Annotated in this window: 12 protein-coding genes; 1 reads left to right on the forward strand and 11 read right to left on the reverse strand. The window is 66.7% G+C overall.

Annotated features, from left to right (window positions below):
* The coding region (locus tag D000_RS0106065) for an integrase core domain-containing protein (protein ID WP_018872648.1) at window positions 1–255 on the forward strand (255 nt) is incomplete at its 5' end.
* Here D000_RS0106065 and D000_RS14155 read toward each other — a convergent pair.
* The 11 genes from D000_RS14155 to D000_RS0106115 all read right to left on the reverse strand — a co-directional run bounded on the left by D000_RS14155 (window position 201) and on the right by D000_RS0106115 (window position 14,095).
* Window positions 201–1,631, reverse strand: coding sequence for a P-loop ATPase, Sll1717 family (locus tag D000_RS14155; protein ID WP_155999233.1), 1,431 nt, complete (start codon window positions 1,629–1,631; stop codon window positions 201–203). The genes D000_RS0106065 and D000_RS14155 overlap by 55 nt on opposite strands.
* A gap of 303 nt (window positions 1,632–1,934) precedes the next feature.
* Entirely contained in the window at window positions 1,935–3,041 is a 1,107-nt protein-coding gene (gene modC, locus D000_RS0106070; RefSeq protein ID WP_026279802.1) for a molybdenum ABC transporter ATP-binding protein, read from the reverse strand.
* The gene (modB, locus tag D000_RS0106075; RefSeq protein ID WP_018138505.1) at window positions 3,038–3,730 is read right to left on the reverse strand and encodes a molybdate ABC transporter permease subunit; all 693 of its coding nucleotides are present in this window, start codon (window positions 3,728–3,730) and stop codon (window positions 3,038–3,040) included. The genes modC and modB overlap by 4 nt, the downstream gene beginning before the upstream one ends.
* Window positions 3,731–3,734: 4 nt before the next feature.
* A complete protein-coding gene (modA, locus tag D000_RS0106080; protein ID WP_018872650.1) occupies window positions 3,735–4,493 on the reverse strand; it encodes a molybdate ABC transporter substrate-binding protein in 759 nt (252 codons plus the stop codon).
* A 200-nt stretch (window positions 4,494–4,693) separates the two neighbouring features.
* On the reverse strand, window positions 4,694–5,080 hold the full coding sequence (locus D000_RS0106085; RefSeq protein ID WP_018872651.1) for a winged helix-turn-helix domain-containing protein: 387 nt from the start codon (window positions 5,078–5,080) through the stop codon (window positions 4,694–4,696).
* Window positions 5,081–5,260: 180 nt separating this feature from the next.
* Window positions 5,261–7,219: an acetate--CoA ligase gene (acs, locus tag D000_RS0106090; RefSeq protein ID WP_018872652.1), complete on the reverse strand. Its 1,959-nt coding sequence runs from the start codon at window positions 7,217–7,219 to the stop codon at window positions 5,261–5,263.
* Window positions 7,220–7,321: 102 nt separating this feature from the next.
* Window positions 7,322–7,933, reverse strand: coding sequence for a 3'-5' exonuclease (locus tag D000_RS0106095; protein ID WP_026279803.1), 612 nt, complete (start codon window positions 7,931–7,933; stop codon window positions 7,322–7,324).
* Window positions 7,934–8,075: 142 nt separating this feature from the next.
* Window positions 8,076–9,923 (reverse strand): putative nucleotidyltransferase substrate binding domain-containing protein, encoded by a 1,848-nt coding sequence (locus D000_RS0106100; RefSeq protein ID WP_018872654.1) that lies wholly within the window; start codon window positions 9,921–9,923, stop codon window positions 8,076–8,078.
* Window positions 9,924–10,136: 213 nt separating this feature from the next.
* Window positions 10,137–11,906, reverse strand: coding sequence for a sodium:solute symporter family protein (locus D000_RS0106105; protein ID WP_018872655.1), 1,770 nt, complete (start codon window positions 11,904–11,906; stop codon window positions 10,137–10,139).
* A 7-nt stretch (window positions 11,907–11,913) separates the two neighbouring features.
* A complete protein-coding gene (locus D000_RS0106110) occupies window positions 11,914–12,177 on the reverse strand; it encodes a DUF4212 domain-containing protein (protein WP_018866543.1) in 264 nt (87 codons plus the stop codon).
* Window positions 12,178–12,220: 43 nt separating this feature from the next.
* A complete protein-coding gene (locus tag D000_RS0106115) occupies window positions 12,221–14,095 on the reverse strand; it encodes a DUF294 nucleotidyltransferase-like domain-containing protein (protein ID WP_018872656.1) in 1,875 nt (624 codons plus the stop codon).
* Window positions 14,096–14,113 lie beyond the last annotated feature (18 nt).

Consider the following 14,113-nt stretch of genomic DNA (forward strand, 5'->3'; position numbering starts at 1 on the left):
CGGGCCAGCATGAGCCGGCGGGGTAACTGCTGGGACAATGCGGTGGCCGAACGCTTCTTCCTAAACCTGAAGATGGAGCGCGTCTGGCGACGGGACTATGCCAATCACGGCGAGGCCACCCGGGACATCACCGACTACATCGTCGGCTTCTACAACGAGCGCCGAAGGCACTCGACCCTGGGCTACCTGTCGCCCAACGCCTACGAGCGAAAATGGACAGCCGAAACACCGATCGAGGTGTCCGAAATCACTTGACCACTACAATGCCGATAATTATCCGGCATTCTTTTATCCGTGACCCTAGGATTAATGAAGCCAGATTCATGAAGCAAGGATAGAATCTTTATCGCATCATCTTCATCCGATGGCTTCATCGCTCGCCCAAATACCACAAGGCTAAACCGAGACGGAAGAGCCTTTAGGTGGTCGCGCAGTTGGTCGAACTCCAGTTCGAAATCAAGGTCGACAAAGCTTCTCAAGACATCCAAGAACGAGGCACAGTCAAACCCCATCTCAATCGCCAGATCCTCCGCTCGCTCCTTAGAAAAAGATTGCATCGCGTATTCTGCATCAGTCGAGGCAATCCTATCAGCACCCCTGGCTTTTGCTGCTGAAGCTAGATGATGAACCAGCTGAATCATGTCTCGTGGACGCTCTCTGGAGGATTTCAATAGAAATTGCTCCCAGCTACGTCTTTCGGTGCTCGTCGGCAGGTTCATCCAGTCTTCTTCAAAGAAATGAAGAAACGGCGGGCGTCCACTGCAGCCACCTGAGTATGCGGCTTTCTCGATCCTCTTATTTAGTATTGTTTTCATTAGGCGCTCGGGCGCTCTCATCGAAAGCACTAATGGACGGAAATGATCAATTTGGTCTCGCTGGCCTTTTTCATTTCTAAGTAATCGCATCCACACCTCCGTCCGAAGGGTGACAATGCATTTGATGTTTGGGCTCGTTGATGTCAGTTTTCGAACCGCAAGAAGTAGGCCCCAAATCCTATTCAAATGATTGGGATCGTCTAATGTCGCCACTTGGTCGGTATCGTCGAGAAGTAACAGAAAAACTTTTTCTTCATCCAGAAGATGATTTTGGATAGTCTGAGCAAGTTCACTCTCTGAGGATGAGGTTTTAGCAAGATCCGCAGCAAGTGACTTTGCGTCGATCCTTCCGGCTGAGGTTGATATTTTGCTTAGAACCGAAAGAAGCTTGCCTACCCAGTCCGCTTCACGAGAACCTTTTGCCACAGATTCGTTATATAGTTTGGCCGCCGGCCCCTTAAGGTACCCCGATAGATTCTGCGCAATTCCCGTCGCCACGGCGTCCAAGAAGCACGAGTACATGTTTCTTTTAATGGTTGCGACATCGCTAACTCCTTGCATTACGCTAAGCTCGATGTCGTCGGGTCGCAAGAAAAGCGTAGGAATCCTCTTCTTCTTGGCGGCGTTGAACAGCCACTCCAAAATGGCCGTCTTCCCTATACCCTTGTTGCCGACGATTATGCGTGGGCTTCCAGAAGGAATAGCCAACACTTCGGGGAGTTGTTCGGGAGACACGAAAATATCTTTCAGAATATTCCTGTCTCCCTCGGTTGTCCCGGTAGGGAAGTACTTAATCAGTGAATCTAACTGGCTCATTGATAGATCCTTAATAGTCGGCCCAACAGTGATTAGATAGCGCGCACTCATATTTGTTGAACGAGCTCGCTATATATCCAGAATTATGCGCCTTCAGAAATGATCGTAGTTTCAGGTTCTTGGGGCGCTTGGGGTGCATGGGTGGCGTTAAATCCTGGATAGGCTGCAGCGAAGACATGTTGTGCGAGGCGGTAGGGTGGATCTGCGCCGGCTTACATGGCAGTGTGGTTGATTCTGGCACGGGCGTTGTGGGTTTGAGAACCGCTCGGTGGATGGTCCGATTCGCGGCGTATGTGGAGCCGGTCAGTCGAGAAAGGCGACGGATTTGACTAGCGCGTGGGCACGAGCGCCGGGCTGGAGCTTAAGGCGGTCGGTCGATAGCCGCGTCAGCTCCGCCATCAAAGTCTGCCCATCGTCCTGCCGGCACACGGCAAGCACGCGGGCCGGCCCGTGGTGCCCAGGCGCCTCATCCAACGACTCGATCGTGACGGGGATGATGTTGAGGATGGAGACGTCCTGGGGCGGGGACAGGGCGATGGAGACGTCGCGGGCGTCGATGCGCAGACGGGCCCGGCGTCCGGCGCCGTTGGTGGCGCCTGGTGTGGACGGTACGCGGTATTGCGCTTCGGGCGGGCCGAAGGGGTGCAGGCCGTGGGCGTCGGCCGGGCCGAGCTCGCCTTGCAGGACGGAGACGGCGCCGTCGTCGCGGAACAGGGGGGAGTCGGCGCGGGCCAGTGCGTCGCGCAGGGGTTCCAGGCGTTCGAGCTGGCCGTCGTGCATGAAGGCGACGCGCGTGGCGAGGCGTTCGACCTCGTCGGGGGCGTGGGTGACGAGCAGGCTGGGGATGCCGGTCTCCTCGGAGAGGCGGGCGAGGAAGGGCATGATCTCGCGCTTGGTCTGGGTGTCCAGGGCGTTTAGCGGTTCGTCGAGCAGCAGCAGGTCGGGGCTGGTGAGCAGGGCGCGGCCGAGGGCGACGCGCTGGCGCTGGCCGCCGGAGAGCTGGTCGGCGCGGCGCTCCAGCAGGTCGTCGATGCCGAGCAGGCGGGCGACCTCGTCCAGGTGCAGGCGGCGCAGGGGCTCCGGCGTGCGCTTGTAGCCGTAGAGCAGGTTGCCGCGCACGGACAGGTGCGGGAGCAGGGTGGATTCCTGGAACACGAGGCCGACGCGGCGGCGGTGCAGCGGGATGAAGGTCTTGCCGGACTGCCAGGCGGTATCGCGAAAGTGCACCTCGCCGCCGGGCGGGTGTTCCAGCCCGGCGATGATGCGCAGCAGCGTCGTCTTGCCGCAGCCGGAGCGGCCGAACAGGGCGGTGACGCCCTCCAGCGGGAAGGCGGTGTCCACGTCCAGCGCGAAGCCGGGGCGTTCCAGCAGGGCCATTATGCGCAGGGTGTCGGGCTCGGGCCGGGTCACAGGCGCACCGTGTCGAAGCGGCGGTTGATCGCGTAGACGATGAACAGCACGGCGAAGGCGAAGATCAGCAGGCCGAAGGAGAGGCGGTGCGCGGAGTCGAAGTCCATCGCCTCGGCGTGGTCGTAGATCAGGATGGACAGCACCTGGGTCTCGCCGGGGATCGCGCCGCCCAGCATCAGGATCACGCCGAACTCGCCGAGGGTGTGGGCGAAGGCGAGCGTGGCGGCGACGATGAAGCCGCCGCGGGTCATCGGCAGGATCACGGTCACGAAGCGGTCGATGCGTCCGGCGCCCAGCGAGCCGGCGATCTCCACCGGCCGGCGGCCGAGGTTGGCGAAGGCCTGCTGCAGCGGCTGCACCGCGAACGGCAGGGAGTAGATCACCGAGCCGATCAGGATGCCCTGAAAGGTAAAGGCCAGGTGGTTCAGGCCCCAGCTCTCCAGCGTACTGCCGACCGGCCCGGCCGGGCCGAGCAGCACCAGCAGGTAGAAGCCGAGCACGGTGGGCGGCAGCACCAGCGGCAGGGCGACGAGGGCCTGCACCGCGGTGCGCACGCCGGGGGAGCCGCGCCCGTTGGCCAGCCACCAGGCGATCGGCGTGGCGATCACCAGCAGGATCAGCGTGGTGTAGAGCGCGAGCTTGAGGGTGACCTCGATCGCCATCCAGTCCGTGGGGCTCAGGTCCAGCATTCTGCTATTCGCTCCCGGGCATCTCGAAGCCGTAGCGCTGCATGATCTCGCGGGCGGTGTCGCGGCCCATGAACCCGGCGAAGCGGTGCGCGGTGTCCTTGTCCGCGCCGCGCCGGGTGATCACGAAGCCCTGAGTCAGGGGTTCGTGCAGCGCGTCGTCGATCAGGTGGTGTGGGTGCTCGGCGAGATCGGGAAACTCCGCGAGCGACAGCGCGATGATGCCGATGTCCGCGCCGCCGGCCTGCACCATGCGGGCGGTCTGGGCGATGTTGTCGCCGTTGACGATCTTCGGCTGCAGCTCCTCCCAGACGCCGGCGGCCTTCAGCGCCTCCTTCGCGCGCACGCCGTAGGGGGCGTGCGTGGGCGAGGCGATGGCCACGCGGCGGATGTCGTCGCGCGTCAGGTCTTCCAGCGTCAGCTCGGAGGCATCCATGCGATTGCTCCACAGCACGATGCGGCCGATGGCGTAGACGGATGGCTCGGTGACGGCGGCGCCCTCCGCGTAGAGCCGCTTCGGGTAGGCGATGTCGGCGGAGAAGAAGATGTCGTAGGGTGCGCCGTTCAGGATCTGCGTGGTCATGCGCCCGGAGGAGCCGTAGGTCACACGCACGCGGTCATCCGGATAGGCCTCGCGGTAGGCCTCCAGGATCTCGTCCAGCGCAAAGCGCAGGTCGGAGGCGGCGGCGATGGTCAGCGGGCCGGAGGCGTGCGCCAGGCCGGGCAGCAGCAGGGCGAGCGTCAGGAGCAGGGCGCGCAGGTGCATGGTTGGGTTCTTCCCTGTGGTTCGGTCCTGGTGGCGTCGGGCCCTTGCGCGCAGCACTCGCCCTGCGGTCCTTGTGCATCGTCGCTGCGCCGCGCGCCGTGACGGGGCCCGAGGATATGCATCTCGTTATGTTTGTGTTTGCATATCGACGGGCGCAATGATGCGGCGGCCGGGCGGGGGCCGTCAAGACCCGCCCGGGGTCAGGGTTCGTAGTCGTCGGCGAGGAAGTCGGCGAAGGCGTGCAGTTCGTCGCGCAGAGCCTCGCAGGCCTTGCGTTCCATGTCGCGGTAGCGCGCCAGCACGGTCTCGCCGAAGTCGGTGATCTGCGCGCCGCCGCCGCCGGAGCCGCCCTTGGCGGTGGCGATCACGGGTTCGCGGAAGCTCTGGTTCATGGTCTCGACCAGGTCCCAGGCGCGGCGATAGGACATGCCGACATGACGGGCTGCCGCGGAGATCGAACCCTGCTCGCGGATCGCCTCCAGCAGCATGGCCTTGCCCGGCCCCATGGCGGTGACCTCGCCCAGCAGCACGCGCAGGCGCGGGGTCTGTGCGGGGTCTTTTGGGTCGCCGGAATGGTGGGTGCTCATGCGGACTGGCCTGGGGTTTGCGTGCAGGGGGTGCGGATACAGGGTGGTTACGAAATGATACCCCGGAATTGCAGGAGGCCAGCACTCTGGCCGATGGGTGCCGATCCGGCGCCCTATCGGCCAGGTGCTGGCCTCCTGCGGGGATATTGAGGGCCGGGGTGCGATACCCCGGCCTCCGGTTCAGGCCTTGCCCTGGAGCTGCGGGATCACGGCCTCGTTCTCCAGCGTGGAGGTGTCGGATGTGATCTCCTCGCCCTTGGCGATGGAACGCAGCAGGCGGCGCATGATCTTGCCGGAGCGGGTCTTCGGCAGGCCGTCGGCAAAGCGGATGTCGTCCGGCTTGGCAATCGGGCCGATCTGGTCGGCGACCCAGTTGCGCAGGTCCTTCACCATCGCCTCGGCCTCGTCGCCGGTCAGGCGGTCGCCCTTCAGGATCACGAAGGCGACGATGGCCTCGCCCTTTACGTCGTGCGGGCGCCCGACCACGGCGGCCTCGGCCACCGCCTCGTGCGCGACCAGGGCGGATTCCACCTCCATGGTGCCGAGGCGGTGGCCGGAGACGTTCAGCACGTCGTCGATGCGGCCCATGATCCAGAAGTTGCCTTCGGCATCGCGGCGCGCGGAGTCGCCGGCCAGGTAGTACTTGCCGTCGAACTTGGGCCAGTAGGTGTCCTTGTAGCGCTGGTCGTCGCCCCAGACGGTGCGCAGCATGTGCGGCCAGGGCTTCTTGATGACCAGGTAGCCGCCCTGGTCCGCCGGCAGGCTGTTGCCCTGCTCGTCGACCACGTCGGCGTCGATGCCGGGCAGGGCCTGGGTGCAGGAGCCGGGCACCAGGGTGGTCGCGCCCGGGATCGGGGCGATCATGTTGGCGCCGGTTTCGGTCTGCCACCAGGTATCCACCACCGGGCAGCGTTCGCCGCCGATCACGCGGTAGTACCACATCCAGGCCTCGGGGTTGATCGGCTCGCCGACCGTGCCCAGCAGGCGCAGCTTGGACAGGTCGTACTGCGCGGGGATGTCGTCGCCGGCCTTCATCAGCGCGCGGATCGCGGTGGGCGCGGTGTAGAACACGGTGACCCCGTGGGCCTGGCACATCTTCCACCAGCGCCCGGCGTCGGGCACGGTCGGCACGCCCTCGTAGATCACCTGGGTGGCGCCGACCGCCAGCGGGCCATAGGCGACGTAGGTATGGCCGGTGATCCAGCCGACATCCGCGGTGCACCAGTAGACGTCGTCGCCCTGCAGGTCGAACACCCACTGGTTGGTGACGATCGCGCCCAGCAGGTAGCCGGCGCTGGAATGCTGGATGCCCTTGGGCTTGCCGGTGGAGCCGGAGGTGTAGAGCAGGAACAGCGGGTGTTCGGACTCGACCCATTCCGGTTCGCAGTCCACGGATTCGCCGTCCACGGCGTCCTCCCACCAGACGTCGCGGCCTTCTTGCATGGTCACGTCGTTGCCGGCGCGCTTGCACACCACGACCTTCTCGACATCGCCCGGGTTGGAGTCCAGGGCCTTGTCCACGTTGGCCTTGAGCGCCACGGTCTTGCCGCCGCGCGCGCCGCCATCGGCGGTGATGACCAGCCGCGCCCCGGAGTCCACGATGCGGTCGCGCAGGGCATCCGCGGAGAAGCCGCCGAACACCACCGAGTGGATCGCGCCGATGCGGGCGCAGGCCTGCATGGCGATCACGGCCTCGGCGTTCATTGGCATGTAGATGACGACGCGGTCGCCCTTCTCCACGCCCATGCCCTTGAGGGCGTTGGCCAGCTTGCCGACCTCGTTGTAGAGATCGCGGTAGGTCAGGTGGCGGGTCTCGCCGTTCTCGGCCTCGAAGATGATCGCGGTCTTGTTGCCGCGCACCTCGAGGTGCCGGTCGATACAGTTGTAGGAGACGTTCATACGCCCGTCGGCGAACCACTCGTAATGTGGCGCGCGGGAGTCATCCAGGCCCTGGGTGAACTCGGTCTTCCAGTCGATCTTTTCGCGCGCGAGATCGCACCAGAAGCCCTCATGGTCGGCCGCCGCCTTCTGGTTCAGGGCCTCGAGATCCTCCGGTTTCAGGCGCGCTTTTTCGGTGAACGCCGCCGGGGGCGCGAAGTGGCGCGTCTCGGTAAGGGTGGACTCGATGTTGTCACTCATCAGGGCCTCCGGAAAGGTTTTGCGGATTCGGTTGAGTAGGGGGCGGCACGGCCCCCCGTTGGTGGGTGCGAGGATAGCATGCGAACCGCCCGCTGGCCGCGCCTACCAGAGCCACGCGGGGCGGAACAGCACACGCCCGAGCGGCAGCTGGCCGTCCGGTGACTGCCGGCTGAGCAGGGCGGCGAACAGCTCGCCCGCGGCGATGGCGTCGAACAGGGCGTCATGCGCGCGGTAGGCCGGCAGGTTGTAGCGCGTGCGCAGGGTGTGCAGGCGCAGCCCGTGCGCCGGGATCGGCTGGCCGGCGCGGCGCAGGGCGGTCTCCGCCAGGCGCAGGGTATCGACAATGGGCAGCGGCGGGCGCACCCCGTACAGCCGCTGGCAGGCGCGTTCCAGAAAGCCGATCTCCAGGGCGGCGTGGTGCGCCACCATGATGCGCCCGGCGAGCGCGCGGAACAGGGCCTCAAGGGCGGCCTCCAGCGCGATGCCGCCGGCGGCGCGCTGATCGGTGATGTGGTGGATGACCGCGCTCGCCTCGGGGACCGGGCCCTCGGCGCGGACCAGGCGCTGATCGGCGGTGGCGAGGTCGATGCACGGGCCGTCCATGGCCACCCAGCCGATGCTGAGGATGCGGTCGCGCTCCGGGTCCAGTCCGGTGGTCTCGAGGTCCACGGCGAGGAAGCGGCTGTGGGCGACGGCCTGCCCGGCGGTGGGCAGCGGGGTCTCCAGGGCCGCGCGCAGCGGGCCGGGCGGGCAGCGCCGCGCAGCCTGGCGGCGGCGCCGGCAGAAGCGCCAGTGGCCCGGGGGGCGGCGCCAGTCGGAGGGCTCGACCGGGCAGACCATCAGCGCGTAGCGGCCGTCATCCGCGCACCCGTTCGGCGTTGGCCAGGGCGGACTTGCGGGTATCGCTGACCAGGCGGAACGCGGTCTTCAGGTGGTTGCGCTCCAGGGTGGACAGCGTGCTCGGGTCGAGGGCGTTGTCGGGGGCCTGGCCGTTGCGGATCTGTCCGGCCTGGTGGCGTGCGCGCAGGCCGGCGATGTACAGCCAGGCATCGACCAGGTTGGCGGCCGTGTTTTCGCTGATCACGCCGGCCTGGGCGGCGGCGTGCAGCCGCTCTACCGTGCCGCGGGCCTCGCTGCCCGCGTTCAGGGCGAATACGCGGGCCATGGCCACGAGCGGCAGCAGGCCGCGCATCTTCAGGTCCAGGGTGTCGGCGTGTTCGCCGCTGGCCTCCAGCACGAACTGGCGGAAGAAGCCGAGCGGGGCGGGCAGGTCGCGGGCCTGATCGGCGAGGGCGGAAAGCAGGGCCTCGTGGCGCCGGGCGGTGGTCAGGGCGTGCTGGCGCAGGGGCTCGAACAGGCTGGCATCGCCGTGGATCACGCGCAGGTCCAGGTAGTGGCTGGCCAGCATGGCGTCGCGCGGGGCCGGGTGGTGCAGTACGCGTTCGAGCTCGCGCGCCCAGTCTGCGGCGCTGCGGCGCCAGTCGGGGTGGGTGGGGTCGACATCGCCCGGGCAGGCGCGGATGCCGCAGGCGTCCAGCCCGGCGCGGATCTGCTGCGCGAGCCGTTCGAACCAGGTGTCGGCGTCTGTCGGCGCGCTGTCGGCGATGATCAGGGCGGTGTCCTGATCGGTGAACACCGTCTGCTCGTGGCGGCCCTGACTGCCGCTGGCCAGCCAGGCAAACGCGCACGGGGCGCTGCCGTGGTCGCGCTCGTACAGCTCGATAAGGCGCTGGGTCAGGGTGTCGATCACGGTGGTGAGCGTCTGCGTGATCTGCACGGCATCGGCGCCGGTGTCCACCAGCTGTACCTGCAGCCGGGGCAGGGCCTGCATGATCCCCTGCAGGGCGGTCAGGTCGTCGGCCCGGCGCAGGTCGCGTACCAGGTACACGGCGCTGGTGCCCTGGTGGCGGATCAGGTCGGTGCTGGAGAGGATGCCGGTCAGTGCGCCGTCGTGCTCCTGCACCACCGGCAGGTGGTGGATGTCGTGGCGGGCCATCCGCAGCAGGGCCTCGAACGCGGGCGTACTGCCAGTCACGGTGGTCAGCGGCGTGGCCATGAATTCGGCCACTGGCTGTTCCGGGTCCTGTTCGCGGGCCAGGGCCCGGCGCAGGTCGGTATCGGTGAGGATGCCGGCCGGCTCCTGCGGCCGTTCCGGGGGGTGCAGCAGCAGGGCCGAGATGTCGGACCGGTCCATCAGCCGTGCCGCCTCGCGCAGGCTCAGGGTTGTCAGGCCCCGCACCGGGTCGGGTGTCATCAACGCGCGCACCGGGGTGGTCAGCAGGCCCTGGGTGGCGTCACCGGCCGCGCCGCGGGGCGCGCCCAGGGGGCGCGGGGCGTCGCCGGCGAGGAACTCGGCAATGGCGCCATCCCGTGCCGACAGGGCCTGCGCGCGGTCCAGCGGCAGGTGGTAGACCAGGCTGTCCTCGGTGACCGGGCCGAGCCGGTGCCCCGGTGCTGCGGGCACATGGAAGGCATCGCCTTCGCCGAGGCGGTCCTGCAGGGTGTCGTTCGCGTCGCGGATCTCCACGCTGCCGGTGCGCAGGATCCACAGCCCCGCCTCGGCGGCGGGCGGAAAGTCGCTGCCGGCGCGCAGGTAGCGCAGGGTCAGCTGGCGCACGAGTGCGCTGCGGCTGGCCGCCGGAAGCGTGGCCAGGTCCGGGCACTGGTCGAGGAATTCGCGGATCTCTTCAAGTTCGCCGTTCATCTGCGAGTCCGTGCGGGGCGGGCTGGCCGGGGCAACCGGCAATCGACCCGCGTGGGGTCGATTGCCGCTTGGCCCGTAAGGTTGGACAGGGCATTAAGGGAACGGCCCGGGGAGCCCAGGCCGATCCTTTCGTGCGTGATGTGAAATGACCATCCAGTCATCACATGGGTGACCCCGCCATGCCGGTCGGACCGGGCATGACGGGGCCTTCCATCAGGCTTCCGAGCGCGGTACGCGCACGCTCTCCACCAGGTCCTGGATGTCCTTCGGCGGCTCGGCGGTGAACTTCATCACGATGTAGGCGGTGATGAAGTTGAAGGCCGCGCCAATCGCGCCGAAGCCGGTCGGGTTCACGCCCAGCAGCCAGCCGTCCGGGTTGTCCGGGAGCATCGCGGTGCCGGAGAAGAAGAACCAGCCCTTGTACGTGAAAATGTACAGCAGGGTGGTCCCGAGACCGACCAGCATGCCGGCGATCGCGCCTTCCTTGTTCATCTTCTTCATGAAGATGCCCATCATCAGGGTCGGGAACAGCGAGGCCGCGGCCAGACCGAAGGCCAGTGCCACCACCTCGGCCGCGAAGCCGGGTGGATTAAGCCCCAGATACCCCGCAAACAGGATGGCGACCGCCATGGCGATACGTCCTGCCATCAGCTCGTTCTTCTCGCTGATTTTTGGCATGAATACGCCCTTCAGCAAGTCGTGCGAGATGGCCGACGATATGGCGAGCAGGAGCCCCGCCGCGGTCGACAGTGCGGCGGCGATACCGCCCGCTGCCACCAGTGCGATCACCCAGCTTGGCAGACCGGCTATCTCGGGGTTGGCCAGCACCATGATGTCGCGGTCGAGGGTCACGATCTCGGAGCCTTCCCAGCCGTATTCCTCTTCCGCCATCGCGGCGAACTCTTCGTTGGCGTCGTTGTAGTACTGGATCACGCCGTCTTCGTTCTTGTCCTCGAACGCCAGCAGACCGGTCTGCTCCCAGCGCTCCATCCAGGCTGGCTTGTCCGCGTGGGCCAGGTGGCCTTCCTCGGTACCGATCTCGCCCGGATGCACGGTGTTGACCAGGTTCCAGATGGCCATCGCACCGACCGCCGGGGCGGTGGTGTAGAGGATGCCGATGAACACCAGCGCCCAGCCGGCGGACTTACGCGCATCGCGCACACGCGGAACGGTGAAGAAGCGGATGATCACGTGCGGCAGACCCGCGGTACCGATCATCAGCGCCAGGGTCAGCAGGAACATGTTCATCAGGCTCATGCCGCCCACCGCTGTGTAGGCATGGAAGCCCAGATCCACCATGGTCTTGTCCAGCGCATCCAGCAGGTAGGTATCGGAGCCCTGCAGGGTGGAGCCGAGACCCAGCTGCGGGATCGGGTTGCCGGTCAGGGTGATGGCAATGAAGATCGCCGGCACCGTGTAGGCAAAGATCATGATCACGTACTGCGCGATCTGGGTGTAGGTGATGCCCTTCATCCCGCCGAGCACGGCGTAGATGAACACCACCGCCATCCCGGCGATCAGGCCGGTGGCCAGCGGCACCTCCAGGATGTTGGAGAAGGCGATGCCGACCCCGCGCATCTGCCCGATCACGTAGGTGACGGACATCACGATCAGGGAGATCACCGCGATGATGCGCGCGGCCTTCGAGTAGAAACGATCACCGATGAATTCCGGCACCGTGAACTTCCCGAACTTGCGCAGGTACGGGGCCAGCAGCAGCGCCATCAGCACGTAGCCGCCGGTCCAGCCCATCAGGTAGGCGCCCCCGGTAAAGCCGAGGAACGCGATCAGGCCGGCCATGGAGATGAACGACGCGGCCGACATCCAGTCCGCGGCGGTGGCCATGCCGTTGGCGATCGGGTTGATGCCGCGCCCGGCAACGTAGAACTCGCTGGTGGAACCGGCGCGCGCCCAGATGGCGATGCCGATGTACAGGGCGAAGGTCGCCCCGACCACGAGCAGGCTTAGAGTCTGTTGATCCATGACAGGCTTACTCCTCGTGGACGTTGAACTTGCGATCCAGCACGTTCATGCGCCAGGCATAAACGAAGATCAGGATGATGAAGGTGTAGATCGACCCCTGTTGTGCGAACCAGAAGCCCAGCGGATAGCCCCCCAGCTGGAACGCGTTCAGGGGCTGGGCGACCAGGATGCCCAGCACGAACGACACCAGGAACCAGATAGCCAGGCAGATGCCCAGCAGACGCAGGTGCGCCCGCCAGTACGCCTGCCGGCTCAGGTCTTCTTGTGACATGACGATGCTCCTCTCGTAAGGTTTTGTTGTTTGCCGTGGTCCTTCACAGCTGGTACTGCACCTCAAGCTGTCCCTGCAGCTTGCGGGCCTGCCGGAAACTCTCCTTGAGCACCCGTCCCTCCAGGGCGCCCAGTTCTTCCGGCCGGATTCGGTTGTCGTCTTCGCGCCCCTCGCGCAGGGCCTTCTGCTGTGCGCGCAGGCGCAGCATCTGCAGGTAGCGCAGCGCCGCGTGGTAGTCGCGGGCATCGGTTTCGCGCATCACCTCCGCGGTAACCGCCTGGTCCAGGCGGTCGTGGGTGCGCGTCGCCGGCAGTTCGGCGGCCAGTGCGATGACGCGCGCGGCGTCGACAAAGGGCGTGAGCCCCTGCTTCTTGATGTCGATGCCCTCGGCGCCGCTCTTGATCTCGCCGAACAGGCCCAGCGGCGGCCGGAACATCTGCTGGTTGGCCGCCATCTGCCGGCGGAAGCGGCTGTTGAACGCGGTCTTCTGCAGCAGCCGGGTGCGCAGGGCCTCAACCGGGCCGGCTTCGCCGTCCACCGCGCGCAGGTCGAAGAAGATCGTGCTCTTGAGCAGGTGCTCCGGGGTGCCCTGCTCGATCCAGCGGGTGAAACGCTGGTCCCACTCCGGAGCGCTCAGGCAGCACTCCGGATTGCCGGCCATGATGTTGCCGGGGCACAGGGTGAAGCCGCATTCCGCCAGGGCCTGGTTCACGGCCTTCGCGTAGGGCAGCAGGCGCTCGCGGATGGCGTCCGCATCACCGGCCTCGGCATCGAACAGGATGCCGTTGTCCTGGTCGGTGACCAGGGCCTGTTCCTCGCGAGCCTGGGAGCCAAACGCCAGCCAGGTGAAGTCGATGCCCTCGATGCTCGGGTGTTCGCCGCGCAGCAAGGCCAGCACGCGGCGGGTGGCGTGCTCGTTGAGGCGGGTGATCAGGCGCAGCACCTGGTCGGCCTCCGCGCCCTGGCCAACCACGGCCTCGATCAGGCGCGGCACCTGGCGCAGGCGTTCGGCGATCGCGGCGACCGAGTCGGCGCGGCGGATCTCGCGCACCAGGCCATCCAGGGTCAGCGGCTGGCTGGTCAGCAGGTCGCGCTCGCCGAGCACGCCGACCAGGCGGCCGTCGCGTACCACGCACAGGTGGGTCATGCCGTGCTCGGTCATCGCCTCGATGCCCTCGAAGCCGGGGGCGCTTTCCTCCAGCGCGACCGGGTCGGGCGTCATCACCGCGTGCAGCGGGGTATCCAGGTCGACGTCGGCTAGGGCCACGCGCGAGAGCAGGTCGTGCAGGGTGAAGATGCCGACCGGGCGCTGCGCGTCGTCCGTGGCCACGATGGAGCCCACGCGTTCGTCGCGCATGGTGGTCAGTACCGCGCGCAGCGGGGTGTCCGGGCGGCAGGTGATCGGGCCGCGCGGAATGCGCAGGGCCAGCGGGGTGTTCAGCTGGCCGGCGCCGGCGTCACGGGCGGCCAGCGTGTCCATGCCCTGCTGCAGGCGGTCCAGCAGGTTGGCCAGGCGGCGCGTGCAGAAGTCGTTGAAGACGCGCGAACGGGCGCGCAGGCGGTCGAAGTCCTCAAGGCCCAGTTCCAGGCAGACGGTGTCCTCGGCGGCGCGATGCACGGTGTGGACCGCGCGCCGGCCGAGCAGGGCGCCGATCGGGAAGCATTCGCCGGGGATCAGCTCCCAGGCCTTGCCGGAGAGCTGTTCGTCCTCGCTCGGGGTTTCGCCGCGAATACGGCCCTGGCGGATGATGTGAAAGCGCTGGGCGGGGCCGGCCTCGGGATCGGTGATGCGGGCCCCGCGGGGGTAGAAGCGGCTCTCCAGGCGCGGGATCAGGAAATCCAGCGCATCCGCCTCGAGCTGATCGAATGGCGCATGGGTGCCCAGAAACTCGCGGGTGCTGTCGAGCGCATCGGACATGGCGTGGACGGTATCCCC

The organism is Thioalkalivibrio sp. ALJ16 (assembly GCF_000377345.1).
Taxonomy (GTDB): domain Bacteria; phylum Pseudomonadota; class Gammaproteobacteria; order Ectothiorhodospirales; family Ectothiorhodospiraceae; genus Thioalkalivibrio.

Excerpts from the sequence above, each read along its gene's own strand:
- D000_RS14155 (WP_155999233.1), bottom strand. The coding sequence starts at position 1,631 with ATGAGCCAGTTAGATTCACTGATTAAGTACTTCCCTACCGGGACAACC.
- modB (WP_018138505.1), bottom strand. The coding sequence starts at position 3,730 with ATGCTGGACCTGAGCCCCACGGACTGGATGGCGATCGAGGTCACCCTC.
- modA (WP_018872650.1), bottom strand. The coding sequence starts at position 4,493 with ATGCACCTGCGCGCCCTGCTCCTGACGCTCGCCCTGCTGCTGCCCGGC.
- D000_RS0106085 (WP_018872651.1), bottom strand. The coding sequence starts at position 5,080 with ATGAGCACCCACCATTCCGGCGACCCAAAAGACCCCGCACAGACCCCG.
- acs (WP_018872652.1), bottom strand. The coding sequence starts at position 7,219 with ATGAGTGACAACATCGAGTCCACCCTTACCGAGACGCGCCACTTCGCG.
- D000_RS0106100 (WP_018872654.1), bottom strand. The coding sequence starts at position 9,923 with ATGAACGGCGAACTTGAAGAGATCCGCGAATTCCTCGACCAGTGCCCG.
- D000_RS0106105 (WP_018872655.1), bottom strand. The coding sequence starts at position 11,906 with ATGGATCAACAGACTCTAAGCCTGCTCGTGGTCGGGGCGACCTTCGCC.
- D000_RS0106110 (WP_018866543.1), bottom strand. The coding sequence starts at position 12,177 with ATGTCACAAGAAGACCTGAGCCGGCAGGCGTACTGGCGGGCGCACCTG.
- D000_RS0106115 (WP_018872656.1), bottom strand. The coding sequence starts at position 14,095 with ATGTCCGATGCGCTCGACAGCACCCGCGAGTTTCTGGGCACCCATGCG.